Annotated in this window: 19 protein-coding genes; 9 read left to right on the forward strand and 10 right to left on the reverse strand. The window is 53.8% G+C overall.

Annotated elements, in window-relative coordinates; all coding sequences use genetic code 11:
- Positions 1 to 277 precede the first annotated feature (277 nt).
- Positions 278 to 1057, reverse strand: a complete 780-nt coding sequence (locus IFT57_RS08945; protein ID WP_122530827.1) for a hypothetical protein — start codon at positions 1055 to 1057, stop codon at positions 278 to 280.
- Positions 1058 to 1264: 207 nt separating this feature from the next.
- On the opposite strand from IFT57_RS08945, the gene IFT57_RS08950 reads away from it, so the two are divergent.
- The 7 genes from IFT57_RS08950 (at position 1265) to IFT57_RS08980 (ending at position 5754) form a co-directional block, all read left to right on the forward strand.
- On the forward strand, positions 1265 to 1666 hold the full coding sequence (locus IFT57_RS08950; RefSeq protein ID WP_122530826.1) for a hypothetical protein: 402 nt from the start codon (positions 1265 to 1267) through the stop codon (positions 1664 to 1666).
- A gap of 149 nt (positions 1667 to 1815) precedes the next feature.
- Positions 1816 to 2349, forward strand: a complete 534-nt coding sequence (locus tag IFT57_RS08955; protein WP_192151209.1) for a hypothetical protein — start codon at positions 1816 to 1818, stop codon at positions 2347 to 2349.
- 19 nt (positions 2350 to 2368) lie between these two features.
- Positions 2369 to 2623 (forward strand): hypothetical protein, encoded by a 255-nt coding sequence (locus IFT57_RS08960; RefSeq protein ID WP_122530824.1) that lies wholly within the window; start codon positions 2369 to 2371, stop codon positions 2621 to 2623.
- A complete protein-coding gene (locus IFT57_RS08965; protein WP_122530823.1) occupies positions 2623 to 2862 on the forward strand; it encodes a hypothetical protein in 240 nt (79 codons plus the stop codon). The genes IFT57_RS08960 and IFT57_RS08965 overlap by 1 nt, the downstream gene beginning before the upstream one ends.
- Before the next feature lie 5 nt (positions 2863 to 2867).
- Positions 2868 to 3560 (forward strand): hypothetical protein, encoded by a 693-nt coding sequence (locus IFT57_RS08970; protein ID WP_241032650.1) that lies wholly within the window; start codon positions 2868 to 2870, stop codon positions 3558 to 3560.
- A gap of 105 nt (positions 3561 to 3665) precedes the next feature.
- Positions 3666 to 4433, forward strand: a complete 768-nt coding sequence (locus tag IFT57_RS08975) for a hypothetical protein (RefSeq protein ID WP_192151211.1) — start codon at positions 3666 to 3668, stop codon at positions 4431 to 4433.
- Positions 4434 to 5175: 742 nt separating this feature from the next.
- Positions 5176 to 5754 carry an RNA 2'-phosphotransferase gene (locus IFT57_RS08980; protein ID WP_122530820.1) on the forward strand — a complete coding sequence of 193 codons (579 nt, stop codon included), beginning with the start codon at positions 5176 to 5178 and terminating at the stop codon, positions 5752 to 5754.
- Between the two features lie 64 nt (positions 5755 to 5818).
- On the opposite strand, the gene IFT57_RS08985 is transcribed toward IFT57_RS08980, so the two are convergent.
- Complete coding sequence (locus IFT57_RS08985; protein WP_192151213.1) at positions 5819 to 6715, reverse strand: hypothetical protein; 897 nt, start codon at positions 6713 to 6715, stop codon at positions 5819 to 5821.
- A 648-nt stretch (positions 6716 to 7363) separates the two neighbouring features.
- On the opposite strand from IFT57_RS08985, the gene IFT57_RS08990 reads away from it, so the two are divergent.
- Together IFT57_RS08990 and IFT57_RS08995 are read left to right on the forward strand one after the other, a co-directional pair.
- Positions 7364 to 7669 (forward strand): DUF805 domain-containing protein, encoded by a 306-nt coding sequence (locus IFT57_RS08990; protein WP_122530818.1) that lies wholly within the window; start codon positions 7364 to 7366, stop codon positions 7667 to 7669.
- Entirely contained in the window at positions 7666 to 8154 is a 489-nt protein-coding gene (locus IFT57_RS08995) for a hypothetical protein (RefSeq protein ID WP_192151215.1), read from the forward strand. Before IFT57_RS08990 ends, IFT57_RS08995 begins: the two co-directional genes overlap by 4 nt.
- A gap of 64 nt (positions 8155 to 8218) precedes the next feature.
- Here the strand turns inward: IFT57_RS08995 and IFT57_RS09000 are convergent, their stop codons facing one another.
- From IFT57_RS09000 to IFT57_RS09035, 8 genes are all read right to left on the reverse strand, one after another.
- The gene (locus tag IFT57_RS09000; protein ID WP_192151217.1) at positions 8219 to 9418 is read right to left on the reverse strand and encodes a hypothetical protein; all 1200 of its coding nucleotides are present in this window, start codon (positions 9416 to 9418) and stop codon (positions 8219 to 8221) included.
- A 2-nt stretch (positions 9419 to 9420) separates the two neighbouring features.
- The gene (locus IFT57_RS09005) at positions 9421 to 10551 is read right to left on the reverse strand and encodes a hypothetical protein (protein WP_192151219.1); all 1131 of its coding nucleotides are present in this window, start codon (positions 10549 to 10551) and stop codon (positions 9421 to 9423) included.
- 147 nt (positions 10552 to 10698) lie between these two features.
- Entirely contained in the window at positions 10699 to 11931 is a 1233-nt protein-coding gene (locus IFT57_RS09010; RefSeq protein ID WP_122530814.1) for a hypothetical protein, read from the reverse strand.
- 3 nt (positions 11932 to 11934) lie between these two features.
- A complete protein-coding gene (locus IFT57_RS09015; RefSeq protein WP_122530813.1) occupies positions 11935 to 13161 on the reverse strand; it encodes a hypothetical protein in 1227 nt (408 codons plus the stop codon).
- A 51-nt stretch (positions 13162 to 13212) separates the two neighbouring features.
- Complete coding sequence (locus IFT57_RS09020; RefSeq protein ID WP_122530812.1) at positions 13213 to 14442, reverse strand: hypothetical protein; 1230 nt, start codon at positions 14440 to 14442, stop codon at positions 13213 to 13215.
- Between the two features lie 60 nt (positions 14443 to 14502).
- Positions 14503 to 15792 carry a hypothetical protein gene (locus tag IFT57_RS09025; protein WP_122530811.1) on the reverse strand — a complete coding sequence of 430 codons (1290 nt, stop codon included), beginning with the start codon at positions 15790 to 15792 and terminating at the stop codon, positions 14503 to 14505.
- Between the two features lie 56 nt (positions 15793 to 15848).
- Positions 15849 to 17063 carry a hypothetical protein gene (locus IFT57_RS09030; RefSeq protein ID WP_192151221.1) on the reverse strand — a complete coding sequence of 405 codons (1215 nt, stop codon included), beginning with the start codon at positions 17061 to 17063 and terminating at the stop codon, positions 15849 to 15851.
- A 34-nt stretch (positions 17064 to 17097) separates the two neighbouring features.
- On the reverse strand, positions 17098 to 18303 hold the full coding sequence (locus IFT57_RS09035; protein WP_192151223.1) for a hypothetical protein: 1206 nt from the start codon (positions 18301 to 18303) through the stop codon (positions 17098 to 17100).
- Between the last annotated feature and the right edge of the window lie 53 nt (positions 18304 to 18356).

Below are 18356 nucleotides of genomic sequence, written 5' to 3' on the forward strand. Positions count from 1 at the left end.
AAAAGGGAAGCTTTACCAGAGATTAATCAATCCAATCATGGAGTTATAAACAATGTGACGTCTATCACATCCTAAGAAGAGATTTTTTTATCACTCAACCCTTGAGGCTCTGACGTCATGTTTGGTTGCAAAAAAGCTGGTTACAGGCGCCCTATAGAAAGGCCAGTCCGGATTGCACACCGCCATCTGGTTTTCCCACCTTGTTCATAATGCGAGCTTCACGCCTGAATCTGAATAGCCCTGGAAAGCCGATGGGCTCCCAGGGGCCCACAGATCTTCAAGGGCGCTTGATGGTCAGGGCTGAGACACGACCAAGGTCTGATCCTACGGTGACGCTAGCGTCCTTGGTGTAGCGAAACTCAATGGTGTACGATCCATCGGATGGAATGGAGTAGGTTGTGGAGCTACTCACTGATCCTGATGCAGTAACTAAAACCGCCCCATTCACTGCGATGATCAGTCGATCATAGCCAGTTTCAGACGAAACCATGTAGGCGAAAGTCAGTGCAGTGCCGGCCTTGAGGGAGATGGGTGAAAAGGTGACGTAACCTGCGCTGCCATTATCGTGGTTCCGACTTTCCCAGCCATATGCCCCTCTTGTAAAGCTGGAGACCGCAGCAAATGGAAGCTGGGATTCTGAGGCTCCCGTCGTAAAGTCGATATTGCTTTGAGTCGCAGTGCCAACAGCGGGTCGAGTAGATGACACCAATATGGTCTGACTAAGGGTCTGGGGCTCGCCTACATTGCGAATCTGCTGAGTCAGGTCGTTTTGCTCGCGGGCCTGAGAGGTTTTCTGCTGATCTTGCTGGCAATCTGTCGCTGTTTGCGTAAAACTCACCCCGGCATCGATTGCCCCGGTGGCGGGACTCCAGTTTGAACACCCAGTAAAGGCGCCGACATTTGCCCATACGGAGTCGTCGCTGGCGATAGCTGCCCAGTTTCCCACCGCTTGAGTAATGGGAGCCATGACGCGAATCACGTTGTTGGCAGAGGCTGAGGCTGAAACGGCCACTGTCTGCAGTACAAGTGCCAAGGACAGCAGGATTAGCTTTTTCATCCAGTAAATGCTCCAAATTTTGAGTCATGTCTGTGCATATCAGCACAGGCAACAATGTTCAAACATCATGACTCATACAAGGGGTTATTATCAATTTATTGAAAAAACGTAATGGCTGGGCGGTCATTAACTTTGCATGTTGCAGAAAGCCGCGTCTAACGCCAGTTCGGTGGATGACGTAAAAACACGATCACTAAGAGAGTAATGATGACCTGGTATTACGAAGAGATGGGCTCAGAGGCACCGTTTGATGACACTGATGAGGTCATAAAGACCAAAATCGGAGCTACCCCCGCCCGCAGCTGGCAGCACACTGCCGCACGTGCCATCGTGGCGCTGATGAGACATACCGCCGAGCTGCGCGATGCCTTCTCTATGAGGGACTGGCCACAACCCAAGCGCGTCGAACTGATCAAGGATGTGATCATGCTGATTGATACCTTCGAGGACGACCCCGGCACCATCGCCGAACGGATTTTCGAACACGTGCGCAATCACTCCTCGGTTGATCAGCAGTTCGAGGAAATGGTGACGCAGGATGAGCTGCATCAGATGATCGAGGACACGCAGTCCTATATAGAAGAAACCCGTCACCTGGCGGTTGGCTGAGAAAACCACTCAGCATTCTTCCTCAGCAAGGGCGAGGCTTGCAGAAACTGTGCAGCCCGCCCATCCCAAAAGACGCTTATTCATGAAATTGACGAACTGTTCTTTATGGCACATACTTTCCTCAATTTTTGACAACCTTTGGGGGCAACATGATCAAGCTCGATCTGGGGCACGTGGTGAAAACCTTCGTTCAGGCCCTGCTTCCTGCGGGATCCCCAGGCACACTGGCCATCGCTCTTCGAGTTGACACCTGGCTCAACATCGATGAGGACTGGCTCAAGCCAGAAGCCCGTGAAGCCTTCCTCGCAGATCCGACCCTGTACCTCAAGCATTGCCAGGTCAATCATCGCTACCACGAAGTGCTGGTGTTCAGGTGCCCCAATGCCTATACCCAGGTGTACCTGCAGCAGAACGCCGAAAACCCAAGGCAGGTAGCATTTGAAGGCATTTATGCCAAGGTGGCAGACCACGATTCACAATGGATCGACGGCCTGGACGAAATTCAGGGCAATGCACTCAAGGTCATCGAAACCCTTCGAGAAGATGCCAAATCCTACGTGCTGCCTGAATTTGCCGCTCGCCTACGCCCTGGCCAGACGGTGTGTTTTGCCCAGCACCCGGTATTAATCAACCCCACTTCCTGGCGCCTCGACGACGCCGGCAACCTGACTATCAGCCAATAACTACAATAATAGGTGCAACATGTCCGCAAACGCCTTTGTCATTCTTGCCCTGCTGGGCCTGGGAGTATTCGTGCTCTACCAGTTCTACCGAATCTTCTCGATCATGCGCAGTAGCAGCGATCGTGAACAACGCTTTAACCACCTGATGATCATCGAACAGGCTCGCATCGAGGCCCTCAAGCGCAAGGCCGAACAGGCCGCTCAGGTGGTGCCTGCGTCCAGCATCGGTCATGCAGCACCCGAGGATGATCAGCGCCTGGGGCTGAGCGCCTGATGAAAGTCATGATCGGCGGTATCGAGTACGTGCCCAAGGTCGACGTTGCCGAGATCACTGATGAGCGCCTGCACGACGCCCTGCGCCAGCTGGTGTACATGCAGTACCTCAATGAAACCCACAAGCTTCGGGCTCAGGCTTGGGATGTTCTGAACACCCTCGCGCCCGATCTTGCTCAGCTATCGAGCAAATCCCCCAAAGCGGCCTATGACCGCATGCACCCGGAATACCAGGAGTAGCGTCGATGAGCCTTCGAGATTTCCTGAAGACCAGCTTCTCTCAACTGCTCCCGGCGCCACGCCCCAACATTCGATCGTATGAGGATTTACTCAAAATCGATGTTGCCGACGAGCGCGAGTACCTCAAGCAACAGGTGACTGACCAGTTGACCTTCCTGCGTGCGTTCGATGCTGAGATGCGCCAGACCATCGACCGCCTCCATGAGCCTGAGGAAGGCAAGCTGATCCCATCTCAGGTCAATCAGCTGATCGAAGTTCGGGGCCGAATGAAAACGGTGCTGGCAATGACCAGCGCGCAGATCTTCTCTCAGGCCAAGAACCAGACCCCCCAGCCTGTCGTCCAGGCAAAGCTGGCGCTGGAACTTGGCGCCGCCAGTGGCGAGATGGAGCAGATCCTCAAACGTATCGGCGATTTGCATGCAGTTTTGACAGACATGCCTTTGGACGCGGTCAGCAGGAAGATCGGCAATCCCAACCATGGAGGCTCTGGCGTGCTGTGGCTGGGCGATCACGTCAACGTCCATGGTCATGGCAAGGGTCAGCTCTATGACCAGTATCGAGAAGGCTTGACCAAGCTGGTGATGCTCAACGCCTATGGCAAAGCCCACCTTCTCGACCTCTATCCTGAACCGCGCAAGACACTCGACCAGATCAGGCATGACTTCAAGCACGCCCCGCTTGATTCTGACTCTTGGTGAAGGGTCGCACGTAGGGGCTTGTTGATACGCCAAAGGCTCCTTCTGATAATGGCCTAAACCGTCATCAGAATTGACCTACCTACGGCTACGAGTGGCCCTGAAGTCATGAACACATCAAAACTGATCCCCCTGGTCATGGCTATGCTGCTAGTCAGCCCAATGGCCAAGGCCGACAATGTCATTCGAATGCAAGCCCCTATCCAGGGAGGCTCAATCGAGCAAGCTGACAGCTGGCTCCCGTGGACTGATGAGATCAGCGATTGGGCTGCTGTCGGAACGCCCACACTCTGTTCCAACTGGGCTCCACTGGCCAATACTGTCGCTGTAGGCGCATCCTTCACCCAAACCGCAACCGACTGTCAGCAGCTTCAACAGCGCACAATCCAGCCTACAGAGCGCAATGATAAGACCCTGGTCGTACGTAACGCCGGCACCCCCACCGTTGAAACGAAAACGGTCACAGTCAGCGCCACTCAGACTGTCGTAGGCACTCAGCCAATCGGCAATACCGCAGAGTTTTTGGTCACGGTCGGCAATATCTCCACCCAATGGGGATACATGACCAACACCAGCCGTGGCACCCTGATCAGTAGCACAAATCCCAACTATGTTCTCAGCTACGTCTCCCTTGGGTTTCAGAACCAGGTGCTGGTGGGCCTTGTGGGTCAACAACCGCAGTCAGCCTTCAGGTACAAATCGATCAAGATTCAGATGCTCAACAGCGCGGGTGCCGTGTTCTACACGATGTCCAGCGACAGCATTCTCAACAATTATGCGCCTGCGCCCTACTACGTAGGCTGGGCTCACAACGCTACCGATTACGCCAACGCCAAGGTTGCATCCCGATTCATCGTCACCTTGAGCTTCAGATAGAAACCCCTGCAAACCCCAGAACCCTGCAGCTATGCGGGGTTTTTGCTTACAAAGCTCAACGAAGAACTGTTGTCCGACACTGACCCGAATATTGAACGATAATGGAAGCGGGAATGAGGGGCGAAGCCCTGAGGCCTGAAGCTCGACCAGGCGGTCTTCCAATTTTGTTTGAGCCCCCCTATAACCCCCAAACACCACATTCACCCTGTCCCGCACCTAACAGCCTTTGAAGGCTCTGAGGGGCCGCTGGGAGCGATGTCATACAAGAAGGTGTCAGCGGGCGCGGCGAGCCATATAGTTAACAGGTGAGCCATATAGCGCTCATGAGCAGGGTTCTGGCCCTCACTCCAAGCGGGCGAGTATCTAAGCTCAAAGGTCATGATGTACCGCCAAATCATCTGCAGAACATCAAAAGCCTGGAGATCATCCAAATGGCCCTTGAAAAGCACCGGGAAACCCCTGGATTATCCTAGGGGTTTGGATAGGTCGGCTGCCACTGGAAGGCGAAACCCTGCTTCACCTGCTAAAAGTACATGTATACGAAGCTTTAGGTGACGCAGTATCTTTCACACGGGCATGCCGGGAACCTAGACCCGAGCTCCTTTTGCAATATATTGCACGGTGACATCGAGTAATCTACTGCCTTAAGCATTTCTGCAGCAATGGATACACAGCAGCTCGCATTAACCGACTCACTGCTGGATAATCGAACCAGAAGACTATTCATCAAGGAGCCCGCACCATGACCTCTCATTCTGATCAATCTGACCTATTGGCCGTTGGGCGGTACCTTGCAGCCATCCTTCGGCACAAAAAGGTGCCCGATCACATTGGACTCAAGCATGATGCCCAGGGATGGATGAGCATCGCCGAGATCATCGAGAAGTCAGCCGCCAATCGCAAAGCGCCGCCTCTGAGCGTCGAAACTATCGATCTTGCTGTGCAGCACTGCGACAAACAGCGGTACGCCATCTCCCCTGATCGTAAGATGATTCGGGCCAAGCAAGGCCACAGCTTTCCTGTGGATCTGGGCCTTAAGGCCGATGTCCCGCCCGTGGTGCTCTACCATGGCACAGTTGATCGTTTCTTCAGCAGTATCATGCGCGAAGGCCTGACGCCTCAATCACGCCAGCATGTTCACCTATCACATGAAAAAGAGACAGCCCTCAACGTCGGCGGTCGCCGAAAAGGCGAGGTGATCATTCTTGAGGTCGATACCAAAGCCATGCTTGCTGCCGGTCATGTCTTTCATCTGAGCGAGAATGGAGTTTGGCTGACTGATTTCGTACCCTCGACATTCCTGAGAACATCTCGCCCCTGATATCAGGGGTTGATATCGCAGACGAGACCCAGCCCAGAAACTTCATTTCTCAAAAGCTAATCATCTACAGAGGCTTAGTGCCGTAGGAACTACGGAAGTCAGACACAAAGATGTCTCTGTATTCTTCTGTGTCAACGGCCATCACCCTCAACCCGGTAGAGGGGTCGGTGTAGTACTCCAGATGAGTGCGGTACTGCTTCTGAAGGCAGTTAGTGGCTGTTTGCGAGAAATATTGGCCATTTTCTACCGTTGATGGGTCGGGGCTCCAATTGGAGCAACCGTCATAACGACCTTTGTTAGACCAGCCGCCGAAGGCAATCTGGTAAGTCCTTTGGGCTGTGACATTCCCAACAGTTCTGGTTTCTTGGGTGAGAGAACCCACATTTCGGTATTGCCCCGTGACTGAGTTCTGCTCACGTTTCTGAACGTTTGCCGTCTGCTTTTGCTCGCACAAGCTGGTTTGGTTAATGCTGGCGTCGGCGGTGTAACCACTGGCGATCTTGGGTGTCCACTCACCGCAGTTCGAAACCGGGCCGTTGTTGTACCAGGTCGAGTAAACAGGGTCGGCGGCAACCCAAGATGCCATTGAACCCACAGCCTGCCTGGACATGCTTCGGATGACGGTCTGATATTCCAGATAGGACTTTCCAACGCTTCGGATCGCTTTCGAGCTGAGGTTTTGCTCTTGATCCTGAACGCTCCTTTCCTGATCGACCCAGCAATTGGATTTTTGTGTGAACGCGGTACCACTGGCTACCGTACTTGCAGATGGCAGCCATGAGCCGCAGCTTGCTGCTGTTTCGCTATCCACCCAGCCGCCATACCGTGAGTCCGTGATCTCCCAGCTTCCAGCCGATAGGATGGGCGCTGATATCCGAATGATATTCTGCCCTGCTGGGGTAATTGCGAATGCACCGGCTGAACAACCAGTCAAAATCAACCCTAAAAGTGTACGTCTCACGTCCGGCCTCCGGCCTGTCAATAAACCACATTATCGTAGATATTAATCTATCAGGAAACGCGAGCAAGGCGGAAATGATTCATGACATCTGATCAATAATAACCCCGGTAAATAGGTTAATTTTTGTCACGGATCCGGCAATCTCGAATCAGGTCATCAGGAAAAAGGTAAACACCTGAAAATGCCCAGCTCTGAAGCACAATGCAAGCGCAAGAGGTAAACCCCAAGGGGCATGAATAGCAACGTCAAACAGCTTGATTCACGGTTCAGGCCGCATGGAATGCAAACCCCTAAATCTCACCACCCTTGTATTTCCAGGGGCGCTCGTGTGACCCGCGTGGTATGGGTTTACGTTTTAGCCAAGGCCCAAATAATTTCTTCAGGTTGACGTTTTATGCCAAAGAAAGATAAGGCTTTTCCGGGGTTTTCTTTGCGGAAATGTAAACCAGAAATTTCAGGCAATATGCTCCCCATCAGCACTCTCTCGCGCCTTCTGTAGAAAGTGCGATGCGCAGAGACTTGGGGTGAGTCGAGGCAAAGAGGGTGATGAAATTTCCAAACACCAATACACGGATTATCGATCAATTGACGAAACGCCAGTCAGTCGGTAGGATCAGAATGAAACCCTTTCCCGATGGGAGTCTTGCCATGTTCAAATTTTATGCTGATGCCTTCAAAAACTGCCTGGACTTCTCGGGCCGTACCGGGCGCGAGGCGTTCTGGAAATTCTTCGCCGTTCACTTCGTCATCTCCCTGGTGCTGTTCATGCTCAACAAGCGACTGGACGCGCTGTACCTGCTGATCGCGTTCCTGCCCCTGCTGTCGATCGCTTGCCGGCGCATCCGTGACGCAGGCTTTAACCCACTGCTGACCCTGTGCCACTTCCTGCCGGTCATTGGTACCTTGATCACTCTGTTTCTGTGCGCTCAACCGACCAAGCAGGTGGCCCAATGAGCCAAGGCAAGAAGCCCGAAGATGATGCCCTCGATACGATCCAGGTGCTCAACCAGGTACTGAGCCTGGGCGACCAGATCGACCAATGCATCGGCCATATTCGCCGTGGTTCCAATGTGAACCAGGAAGAAATCTGGAGCGCCAGTGAGCGTGTCGACAATTTGTGCAGCATCGTACGCAAGGCCCTGTCGCGTAAGCCCGCGCAGGTGATGGTCGCCGAACAGGCCCGCCCGCTTGATCCGCAAGCCCGCGACACCCAAGTGGCCGTGCAAACCCTTCGTTCGATGGACGAGATCAAGGTCAATCTGCACGTGGCCCGAGAGGCTGGACTGGAAATCTCGGTGACCCCGGAGCTTGAAGCCATTTACGTGGCTGAGTACGGCAATGAAGGAAAGCGCAATCTGGACGTGATGCTTGGGCGCGCCGACACAATCGGGTCGGTAAATGTTCGCACGTTCATGGCACATGACGACCCAGCAGCATAAAGCAGTGGTTTGAGAACAAAAAAGCTCTCTTCGTGAGGGCTTTTCTGTTTATTGAGCGTGAGCTTCAGAGCCCCATGTCTGCTGCAAATACGCCGTCCCGACCTTGATCTGAACGAAGAAGATACGATCGGTACCGAGCATTCTCGCTGACCTTATACAGATAGCTGATCATCTGCGTAGAGGGTTTTTTTGCCAACACTTCATCAACACTCAGGGTGCTCAGAGAAGCATCCAACCATGACAGCATCTTGCCCTTGACCTGCCTGCTATGCGTCTTGATCCCCTGCTCCACTGTCGCAGTCACCAGATCGACCGGTGCCAATGTCTCAAAGGCTCCCATGCAGTCGAGCTGCTCGAAAGGATCAAATCCATAGGGGGCAAGATCTTTGAACAGCAATTTAAGATTGCGGGTTGCGTACTGAATGCCAACTTCCGAATCGCGAACCTTCAGTTGATCGCCAGCCAGACTGCGAATCTGATCGAAGATTATCGCCCGGCTTTGCTCTGGTGTGGAATCAACGCTGGCAACGATACCTTTTATGAAGCCGTCCGCTGGCGCTGGCGACAGGCAACCACTGATACAGGTACGAATGCTGGACACTGCTCGGCTTTGTGCCAGCACGCTTTCTTCCACCTGGGCCAGATATGTGGGCCGGTAGAACTTAACCGAGTTATGAAGCAGGGATTCTGCGGCGATGCGATCGACAAGGCTTGCTGTCTCAAGCGCGTTGAGCAGTGATTCCAGGGAGGCACTGGTCTGCAAATGGTGCTCAAGTTTGATCATGAACTGAAGGCGACCAAATACACCGATGAATTCCGTGGGCTTTATCACGAGCGCCCCATTCTCATCCACAATTGAAGGCAGCTCGCACCCCATTGCCGAAGGATCACCAGTCATCTGGAGGTAGCCCTCAGGCTTGATGATGCCTAGTTTGGAAAAGGGGTCGAACAGAGCATTAAGGCCTTTGATCATGTCGTGCTGACGTTCATGGTCGAAAAGGCAGGCAAACACGGGGAAGTAGGTCAGGCATTGTGAGACATTTCCCCCGGAGTGGTGATGGTCTTGCAGCAACCCCTCCCGACAGGCTTTGGTTCCGGTCAGCGCAGAAAATATGTGATCTGACAGCATGACTGCCAATTCCAGGCGATCCGAAATATTCAGGCCTGCTCTTGACGATAGCATCTGAAATTGACTGATGGCTTTGGGTATCTCAAGGCTGCATGGGCTGGTAATCCCTGAGAGGTTGGGCAGGATGGAGGTCATGATCAAAGCCCAAGGTCTTGGCCCAGGACAATGTCACGCCCCAGATCGGATTGTTTGAGAGCATCGCGGTATTTGGCGGAGCCGGTGTGCTTGGCCATCCACCCCAGTTTATTCGGCGAAAGGTTCTGCTCGATAATCCAGTCTTCATCCATTGTGAGCAAGGCGGCGTCCATCAGAATACTCTTGGTGGTGTCGTATGTCCGCTCATCATCGATCGAATCCACCAGGTAAGCTGTCAGTAGCGAACTGCCCTCCTCAAAGCCCAGCGCTTTGGCGATCGCCGGCAAAGGATCAAACCCATGCTGCCTTGCGCGCAATAGCACCTGGCGCATGCACTCGACAGGATCGACATCATTGGTCAACTCATCATCCCTTTCGATGAACTCAATGATCGCCCCCTCCAGGGCCTCAAGGGCTTTGCAGGTTGCGCTCTTATCCATGATGTTATCGATGAAGTCGAACGCCAGGCTCAGGCGTTTCATGAAGGTGTCTTCGGGATCGCTGCTGATCTCTGAATCCATCATCATGTGAATCTTGACCCACGCCTCCTTGACGGGATCAAGGATGGGCTTGAGCATCAAGCGTACCGGGTCATTGGCAGGCTTTACGCCCTTGTAGACCCGCATGGCCAGCTCCAGATCGAGCATGACACGACTGTCCTGATTCATCTGGGGGTAGTAACTGCGAAGACGCTCGATTCCCGAGGTGCCTTGCTTGAAGATTTGATCGACTTGGTTGCCAAGCTGCACGGGATGAATGATCTTGAATGAAGCAGGCTGATAGCGCAGTTCGCCACCGACATCCCAGAGCCTTGGACTGCCCAGCTTCATCACGCTGGCGTCATTGCACGCGGTGCGCAAGGTGTGGATCTCCGTTGTGCGCACGTTGCCGTAGAGATCGTAAACTTCGTCAAGCATGACGCCTAGCAGGGGGTGATCGCGCATCAACGCATATGAAAGCGTGGTAAGCACCTGGGAGGGCAGCTTTGTCCCGTCCAAGCAGAAGGGCTGCAAAGCCGTGGAGGCTGCTGCCAACGTCCCATAGTGGGCCAGGATCTGCTCAGCCAGGGTTTCTGCTGCGGCAAGGACATCTTCGATTTTTGGCCGGGTGCTGACAACCTTGATGAGGGACATCAGATCGTCGCAGACCTTGATCAGCTGCGCAGGCGTAGGGTTGTGGGACTGGCTGTACAGATCGAACGTGGGCATGGAAATCTCCTATACCCAAGTTTGGCGGCTGAGCACGAGGCGCATCAAGCTCAGGAGCGCCCCTGGCAGCCCCTACAGGCCAAGATCCTGACCAAAGACCACCTCACGCCCGGTCTCGGTTTTCTTCAGCGCCTCACGCAGCTTGGGAGTGCCCTTGAGCTTTAGCAGCTTGACCAGGTACCTCTCATCCAGACCCAGAGACAGATACACATCCTCACTCGCAGCAGTCAGTGCCGCCTGCTTCCAGGCATCAGCGGTATCCATCTCATAGGGGTCTTCTACAAAGCCTTCATCGAGCAGGGCCTGAACCATGGACTTGTTTAGCGTCTTCAGTGCCCTGTAGTGCACATTCTGACAAACCTCATCCAATGCACAGAAGCCGAACTCATCAGCCTTCTCAAGCACCTTTATCAGACCTGGTACTGCCATTTCGGGATGATTGAAACGGTTGGCGCCATCTCCATGGTCGGCCATCCACTCTCGGATACAGGTGCTGATTGCCTTGTGGACGATGTCGGTCGCCTGCCCGATCGGTAGAGCGCGCATCAACGCAAAGGCATGCTCCAGGCGAAGATCGAAATTGGCGTAGACGTCGGGGTCGTCCAGCACCTCGAACATCTCGGCGAAACGCGTGTAGCCGTCCTCAATGTCGTTGAGCTTGTCGCCGAGGAGCGCACGCACCGGGTCATCAGCCGGCTTGATCGATTGGTAGACCTTCTCGCACAGCGTCTTGTCCAGAAGCTGGCGGCTGGCTTCGCTCATTACGGGGTAGTCGTCCAGGATTTTCTGAACGCCTGCAGGGCCCTTGTTGTAGAAGTCGTTAACCTGGCGCTGAAAAGATTGCTTGTGAATACTGGCATAGCCTGCCGGGCTGCAATTGAGCTTTCCGTTATGTCCCCATAGTCGTGGAATGACCGTCCCCGACAACATGCTGTCGTTCCATATCCCCTTGGTGAAGGCGCTGAATGAATGATCCTTGCCATCGCCATACAGCGCTTCGATTTCCCTCAACAAGACGTGAAGCGTTCCGTGCTCGTACACCGATGCGTACACAAACACACTAAGCGCCTCACGGGTTAGCTTGCTGCCCTCCCTCCTGAGCCCGCAGAGTTCCTGCGACACAGTCTCAAGGCTGTAATAGTGGCCCAAGATCTGCTCGGCCAGGTGCTTGGCTTCAATCAGCAAATCTGTCCAATCCGTATGCCTGGGCTTGTTGGCCACAGCTTTCGAGAAGGCTGCGCATACAGCCTGCAGCTGCTCGGGTGCTGGATTGCAGGATTCTCTGTAAAGGTCGAACGCTCGCATACATCACAACCCCAGATCCTGGCCAAAAACGATTGCACGGCCCGTGTCCGACTTCAACAAGGCCTGGCGCAGGCCAGGTGTACCCTTATAGCGTGTCAGCTTGGCCAAGTGCCTCTCATCGAGCCCCAGGGAAAGAAGAAAATCCTCTTCGCAGGCAACCACGGCTGCCTCAACCCAGGCGGTAGGGGTATCAAGATCATCTGAGCCAGTGTCAAAGCCACCGTCCAGGATGAATCCAACCAGCAACGCGGGCGACTCCTTGGCCGATGACAAGGTGTGCTTGGCCACCTCAGCCAGCCCATCAAAGCCTAAGGGCCTGGCGCGCTCCAACACCCTGACCAGGCGAGGGATCACCAACTCCGGCTCATCCAGGTTTCTGGCCAGGCCCGAGTCATCAGTCATCCAATCCCGAATGCATTTTGAAATGCCCTTCAGCACTTCATTGGACTGATCCTTTGGCAGGAACTCAACCAGGGAAAAGGCGTGTTCGAAACGGTCTTCGAATCCGCCCACATCGTCATCCCGGTCGACCAGCTGAAAGAGCTTCTCGAAACGCACAAGGCCGTCCTCGACAGTGTTGAGCCTGTCGCGCAACAGCCAGCGCACAGGATCGTCGTCGGCCAACACGGAGCGATACACGCGCCTGATCAGATCTTCATTCAGCATTGCGCGACTGGCATCATCGAGCATCGGGTAAGCGTCCAGAATTTTTTTAACCCCAGCTTCTCCCTCTGCAAAAAGGGCTGAAACCTGACGAAGATAAGTGCGGTTGTGCATGTGGGAGAAGGCTTTTGGGTTGTACTTGAGCATGCCCTCGGCATCCCACAGCGTTGGGCGCGGCAGCAGCAGCAGCGCAGAATCCTGAAGCATGCCGTTGAGCGATGCGAAAGCTGTGCGGTCTTGTTCATCGCCATAGACGGCATGCACCTCATTGAGCATGGTGTTGAGCGAGGGGTGTTCGCGCACGCAGGCGTAGAAAAACACGTTCATCAGTTGGTACGGCATCTTCTGGCCCTGGCGGGCGAATGCACTCACCTCCTGAGCGACTGCCGGCAGGTTCTGATAGTGCCCCAGGATCTGCTCAGCCAGACTTTCTGCCGCCGTCAGGACATCTTCAATCTTGGGTCGGCTGTCGGCAGACTTGATGTGGGACATCAGATCGTCGCAGACCTTGATCAGTTGCTCGGGCGTAGGGTTGGGGGACTGGCTGTACAGATCGAACGTTGGCATGGAAATCTCCTATACCCAAGTCTGGCGGCTGAGCGTGATGGGCAGCAAGCCTCACAGCCCCAGATCGTGACTGAACACAGCCTCTCGACCGGCGCTGGTGTGCTTGAGGGCTTCTCTGAGCCCCGGCGTTCCCTTGATCTTGAGCAGCATGACCAGGTACTTCTCATCCAGACCCAGGTCAAGATAGATTTTCTCGTCTGTGGCTATCAGGGCTGCTTCCTGCCACGCGATCGCTGTATCCAGCTCGCTGCGATCCTCAAGAAATCCTTCATCGAGCAAAGACTCAACCATGTTCTTGTTTACGTTTTGGTTGGCCATGTACCTGATGTTGCGCGCCACTTCGCCCAAAGGGTTGAAGTCATGTTGCCGGGCACGCTCAAGCACCCTGACCAGATTGGGTACCGCCACAACAGGCTCGTTGAAGCTGTTGATGCCGTCGCCATGATCGGTCATCCAGTCGCGAATGCAGCGGTTAATGGCCCTTTCCACCAGGTGCGCACCTTCATCTGCCGGCAGGGCGCCAACCAGGTCAAACGCATGATTTAGACGAGCATCGAAGCCAAGATGATCATCCGGATTATCCAAGTGCTCAAAGAGCTTTTCGAACCGTGTCAGGCCATCCTGCATGACCTCAAGCTTGTCTTTGAGCAGCACTCGCCTTGGATCATTGGCGGGCGTGACGCTGGTGTAGACAATGGAGCAAAGCTCGGCATCCATCCTCAGGCGACTCTCCTCGTCCATCAGCGGATAGTCATCGAGGATCTTCTGAACGCCCCGAGCCCCTTGATGGTAGAAGTCTGCGACCTGACGTGCAAAAGCGTCCCTTTGCATAAAAGCAAAAGAGCCTGGGCGGCACTGAAGCTTTCCGTCTTCATCCCAGAGTCTTGGCTTTGGCAAAAAAGAAATCAGTCCGTCCTGCCACATCCCTCTAATGGAATTGCAGGCCCTCTTGTCTTCACCATTGGCGTAAATCTGAGTCATCTCATCAAGCACGATGCCAAAGGAGGGATGATTCTGCACGCTGGCGTAGAAAAATACATAGAAGGCCTGGTGGGGCAACTTTTCCCCATGCCCGCTAAATCCTGCGAGCTCCTCTGCCACCTCACTCAGACTTCCATAGTGCCCCAGAATCTGCTCGCCGAGGTTCTGAGCAACCTGCAACAACTGCTTGGAGTGCAAGGCTGAAGGATGACCCACCATTTTCATGAACTGATCACAGACAGTCATGAGTTGTTCTGGGGTCGGATTGGGCGAGTGGCTGTACAAGTCGAGGCTGGGCATTGAATTCTCCTATACCCAATTCTGAGTGCTGAGCAGGATTCACATCAAGCTCAGAAGGGATTACAGCCCCAGATCACTACCGAACACCGCGTCTCTGCCGGCTGTGGATTTGAGCAGATGATTACGGATGATCTTCGCATCACCGCTCAACGCTAACAGCTTTATGAGGCGCCGTTCAGCCAGCCCCAGACTCAAAATCCAGTTTTGATCGAAAGACCTCAGAACGGCCTCCTTCATGGCGCCAGCACAAGTCATTTTACCGCGATCAGCCTCGATGCCGAAATCAATCAAATACGCGACCACTGTCTGGTCGCTATTTATGCGACCCGGCGCATACTTGTACAAAGACACCATGGAATTGAAGCCGCAAGCCTGAGCTCTTTCGAATATCTTCACGAGATAGGGAATGCCCACATCCGGATTTTCGAAGACGCTGTAGTAACCCGCAGTAGGGGTCTCCATCCAAACATCCATTATCTCCCTGATCTGCTCAAAGATGACCTCCTGATTTTCACTCGACAGTTTGTCGATCAGGCTGAAGGCATGCTCAATCAACAAGGGCGTATGGTCTTCATCGCCACCGTTCATGGGCGAGTCGAACATCCGGGCGACCCTGGTTTTGGCATCCTGCAGGTTATCAAGCTGATCTCTCAGGAGTTCGCGCACCGGATCATCGTCAGCAAGCGTCGACTCATACACGTGACGGCAGAGCTTTCTTGTGATCATCCTCCTACTTTCAGCATCGACCCCAGAAAGGCTGGTCAGCATTTTCTCCAGGCCTTCATGACCTCTTTCGAAAAAACTCAGTACTTGCTTGTCCAAACTGGTGCCGTGGATGGTGATAAAGGCAGCTGGGCTGTATTTGAGTCGATCATCTTCGTCCCACAGGGTGGGCCTTGGCACCATCATCAGCATGGTGTGAGAAAGCATCATCTCCTGCTTTTTGATCGCCACACTGTCACTGCCGTCTCTGTACAGGTCATGAGTTTGCGCCAAGATGGTACAGAGCGAGGGGTGCTCTCGTACGCTGGCCCAAAGGAACACCTGCTCAACTTCGTGAGGGAGCTTTTCAGTCGGATGTCGATGGTCTGCCAAAAAGGCTGACACCGCCATCAAGTCCGGATAGTGGCCCAGGATTTGTTCGGCAAGATTCTCTGCTGCTTCCAGAAGATCGTAGGGATGCGTTGAGCCGGCGCGCTTGGCCTCGATCATCATCTCTCTGAGAATGTCGCTATGGCCCGCAGACGGGGCTTTCTTCTCAGCCACAAAGGCAACGAACTGTTCGCAGACAGCAATGAGCTGCTCTGGGTTGGGATTGGTCGAGTGGCTGTACAGATCAAAGCGAGGCATGGCAGGTCTCCTATGCACCATTTTGAGGGGTGAGTGGTCGGGGGAACAAGCAGCGCTTAAAGCCCCAGATCCTGACCAAACACCACGTCGCGACCAGTGTCGGTCTTTTTCAGGTGCTCCCGGATCTTCTGCGAGCCAGTTCTCCCGGCCACCCACGCCAACTGGCGTACATCAAGATCAAAACTTAGCAGCTTGTCATCATCAAGGCTCAGTATGGCTGCCTGTGCCCACCTCATGTACATCGACAAAAAGCTGCTTTCCTGCTCCAGATTTGGAAGGTTAGTCAGGACGCCATGCACAAAGTCCTCCTCGCTGATCGCAAGGTTCACAGTCTTGGACACCACAGCTAAGGGGTTGTAGCCCTGGCGCTTGGCTCGAATGAGCACTTTGGTCATGCATTCCACCAGCTGATCTTCGTTATCAAACGTTGGCTCATCTTGGATGTGGCAGGTAATGATCTCATCAAGCTTTGTGAGCACTCGCTGGGCTGCTTCAGCTGGCAGCCCATCAATGAAGTCGAAAGTGAAATCCAGTCTTTGAAGAAATTGTTCTTGTGGGTCGAGGCTCATTTCGGATTCAAATAGGACTTCAATCCGCGCCAGCCCGTCCTGCACATCATCGAGCTTATCGCGCAGCGTTGCGCGGATAGGAGAATTATCATCAAGATCTGAGAGGTAGATGCGCCAACACAGCGTGGTGTCCATCATTTCCCGGCTGCTTTCGCTCATGTCAGGGTACAAGCTCAACAGCCTTTCAAGCGCCCCACTGCCCTTACGGAAGACAGCTGTAATCTCGGCATCGAACACCTGGCCATGGACGAATCTGAACGCTTTGGGGTCATGGACAAGCACCCCAACACTGTTGATCATCTGCGGCTTGGGCATCACCACAAAGCGCCTGTCGCTTTGCAAAAATCCGGCGATAAGCAGGTACTCAGCCCCCGGCGCCGTATCGGCATACATCTCATGCAGTTCATTGAGGAAAACCTCAAGCAGCGGATGCTCCTGAACACAGGCATACAGGAAGGTGCGCAACACATTTTCAGGCAGTTTTTGGTTTTGACTGCAAACACCCCGCAGTGCTCTTGAGGCTGCCTCCAGGCTTCCATAGTGAGCAAGGATCTCCTCGGACATGCTTTGCGCCACCCGCAGGTGCTCCTTGATGTGTCGGGCGCAGTCAGTCGCATCATCCTCGACGAACTGCTCGCAGGCGATGAGCATGTGATCGACAACCTGGTTTGGGTGAATGTTTTTTAGGTTCAGTATTGTCATTGATAATGTCCACACGGGAATAGCAGGTTCAGTTTCATAAGCCCAGATCCTGCCCAAACAGTATTTCTCGACCGGTAGGCGAAGACTTCAAGGCAGATCTGAGCTTTTTCGATCCCCTAAAATCTGCAATTCTTGCAAGCTTCCTCTCTGGAATTCTCTGATCCAAAAGGGTTTGATCATCAAGAGTCAACACGGCTACCTCCATGATCAGGTTGTATGTTAAATACCCCGAACGAGCTACCTCAGTGAATTGGCCCACCATATGGTGGAGCAAATCGTCTCGGTTTTTTATTTTGTTCTGCAGGTGCAACCCAATCGCACCGATTAGATCAAAGCCGTGGTCTTGCGCCTTGCCAAACAGTTTCAGCGCACATTCGAGAGGCTGGTGCGCCTCTGAGAGAAACTCTGCATCCTCTCCCACCCAGAAACCTACAGTTTGTGTCAGCTCTTCAAATGCCTCGCTCACTTGGGCAGGATCAAGCCGTTCGATCAGTGCAAAGCAAAAATCCAGGCTTTTGTGGAATTCAGAATCCGGCTCATTATTGAGGTCACACCCAAAAACAGCCTTGATACGGTGCTTGGCGTCCTCAACCGGGTTGATCTTGTCCCGGAGCAAAACCCTCATCGGATGATCTTCCTGCAGGCAGGCGATGCAGACCCTATGCCCCAATTCGTAATCGCACAGTTTGCGGCTGGCCTCGTTCATGTCCGGGTAGGACTCAAGCAGTCTTTCAACTCGCCAGGCGCCTTTTGCAAAGTACTCTGACAGCTGGCTGTGAATGGATTTTGGGTGAACGCGGCTCAGGGATGAAGGGTTGTGCTTCAAGACGCCATAGGCATCCCAGGCATAAGGGCGCATGACACCCTTGAGCAGTTTTGACCCAGGGGTCATCCGGATCACCTTGAGTACTTCGGGATCATCCTCGTGCTCATAGAGCTCGAATAACTCATCCATGATGATCGAGAGCATGGGGTGTTCACGCGCACAAGCATACAGGAAGGTGTGCAAAACAGGGTCAGGGAGCTTTTTGCCTTCAGTGCAGAAGCCAATCAGCACCTGGGACGCCCTTCTCAAGCTGCCGTAATGTGCAAGGATCTGCTCAGAAAGGCTTTCAGCCACTTCCAGATGATCCTCAACAGCCCAGGTGGAACCGGCCATAGCGCTATACCGCTCGCAGGCAAGAAAGATTTGGGCATCGGCGGCTGCAGGGTGTATGTGAGCAAGGTTGAGGTCATGCACGGGTATGTCTCCTATGCCCTATTGTTCACGCTGACAGAATGCAGGGTCAATAG

The organism is Pseudomonas sp. CFBP 13719 (genome assembly GCF_014842095.1).
GTDB lineage: Bacteria > Pseudomonadota > Gammaproteobacteria > Pseudomonadales > Pseudomonadaceae > Aquipseudomonas.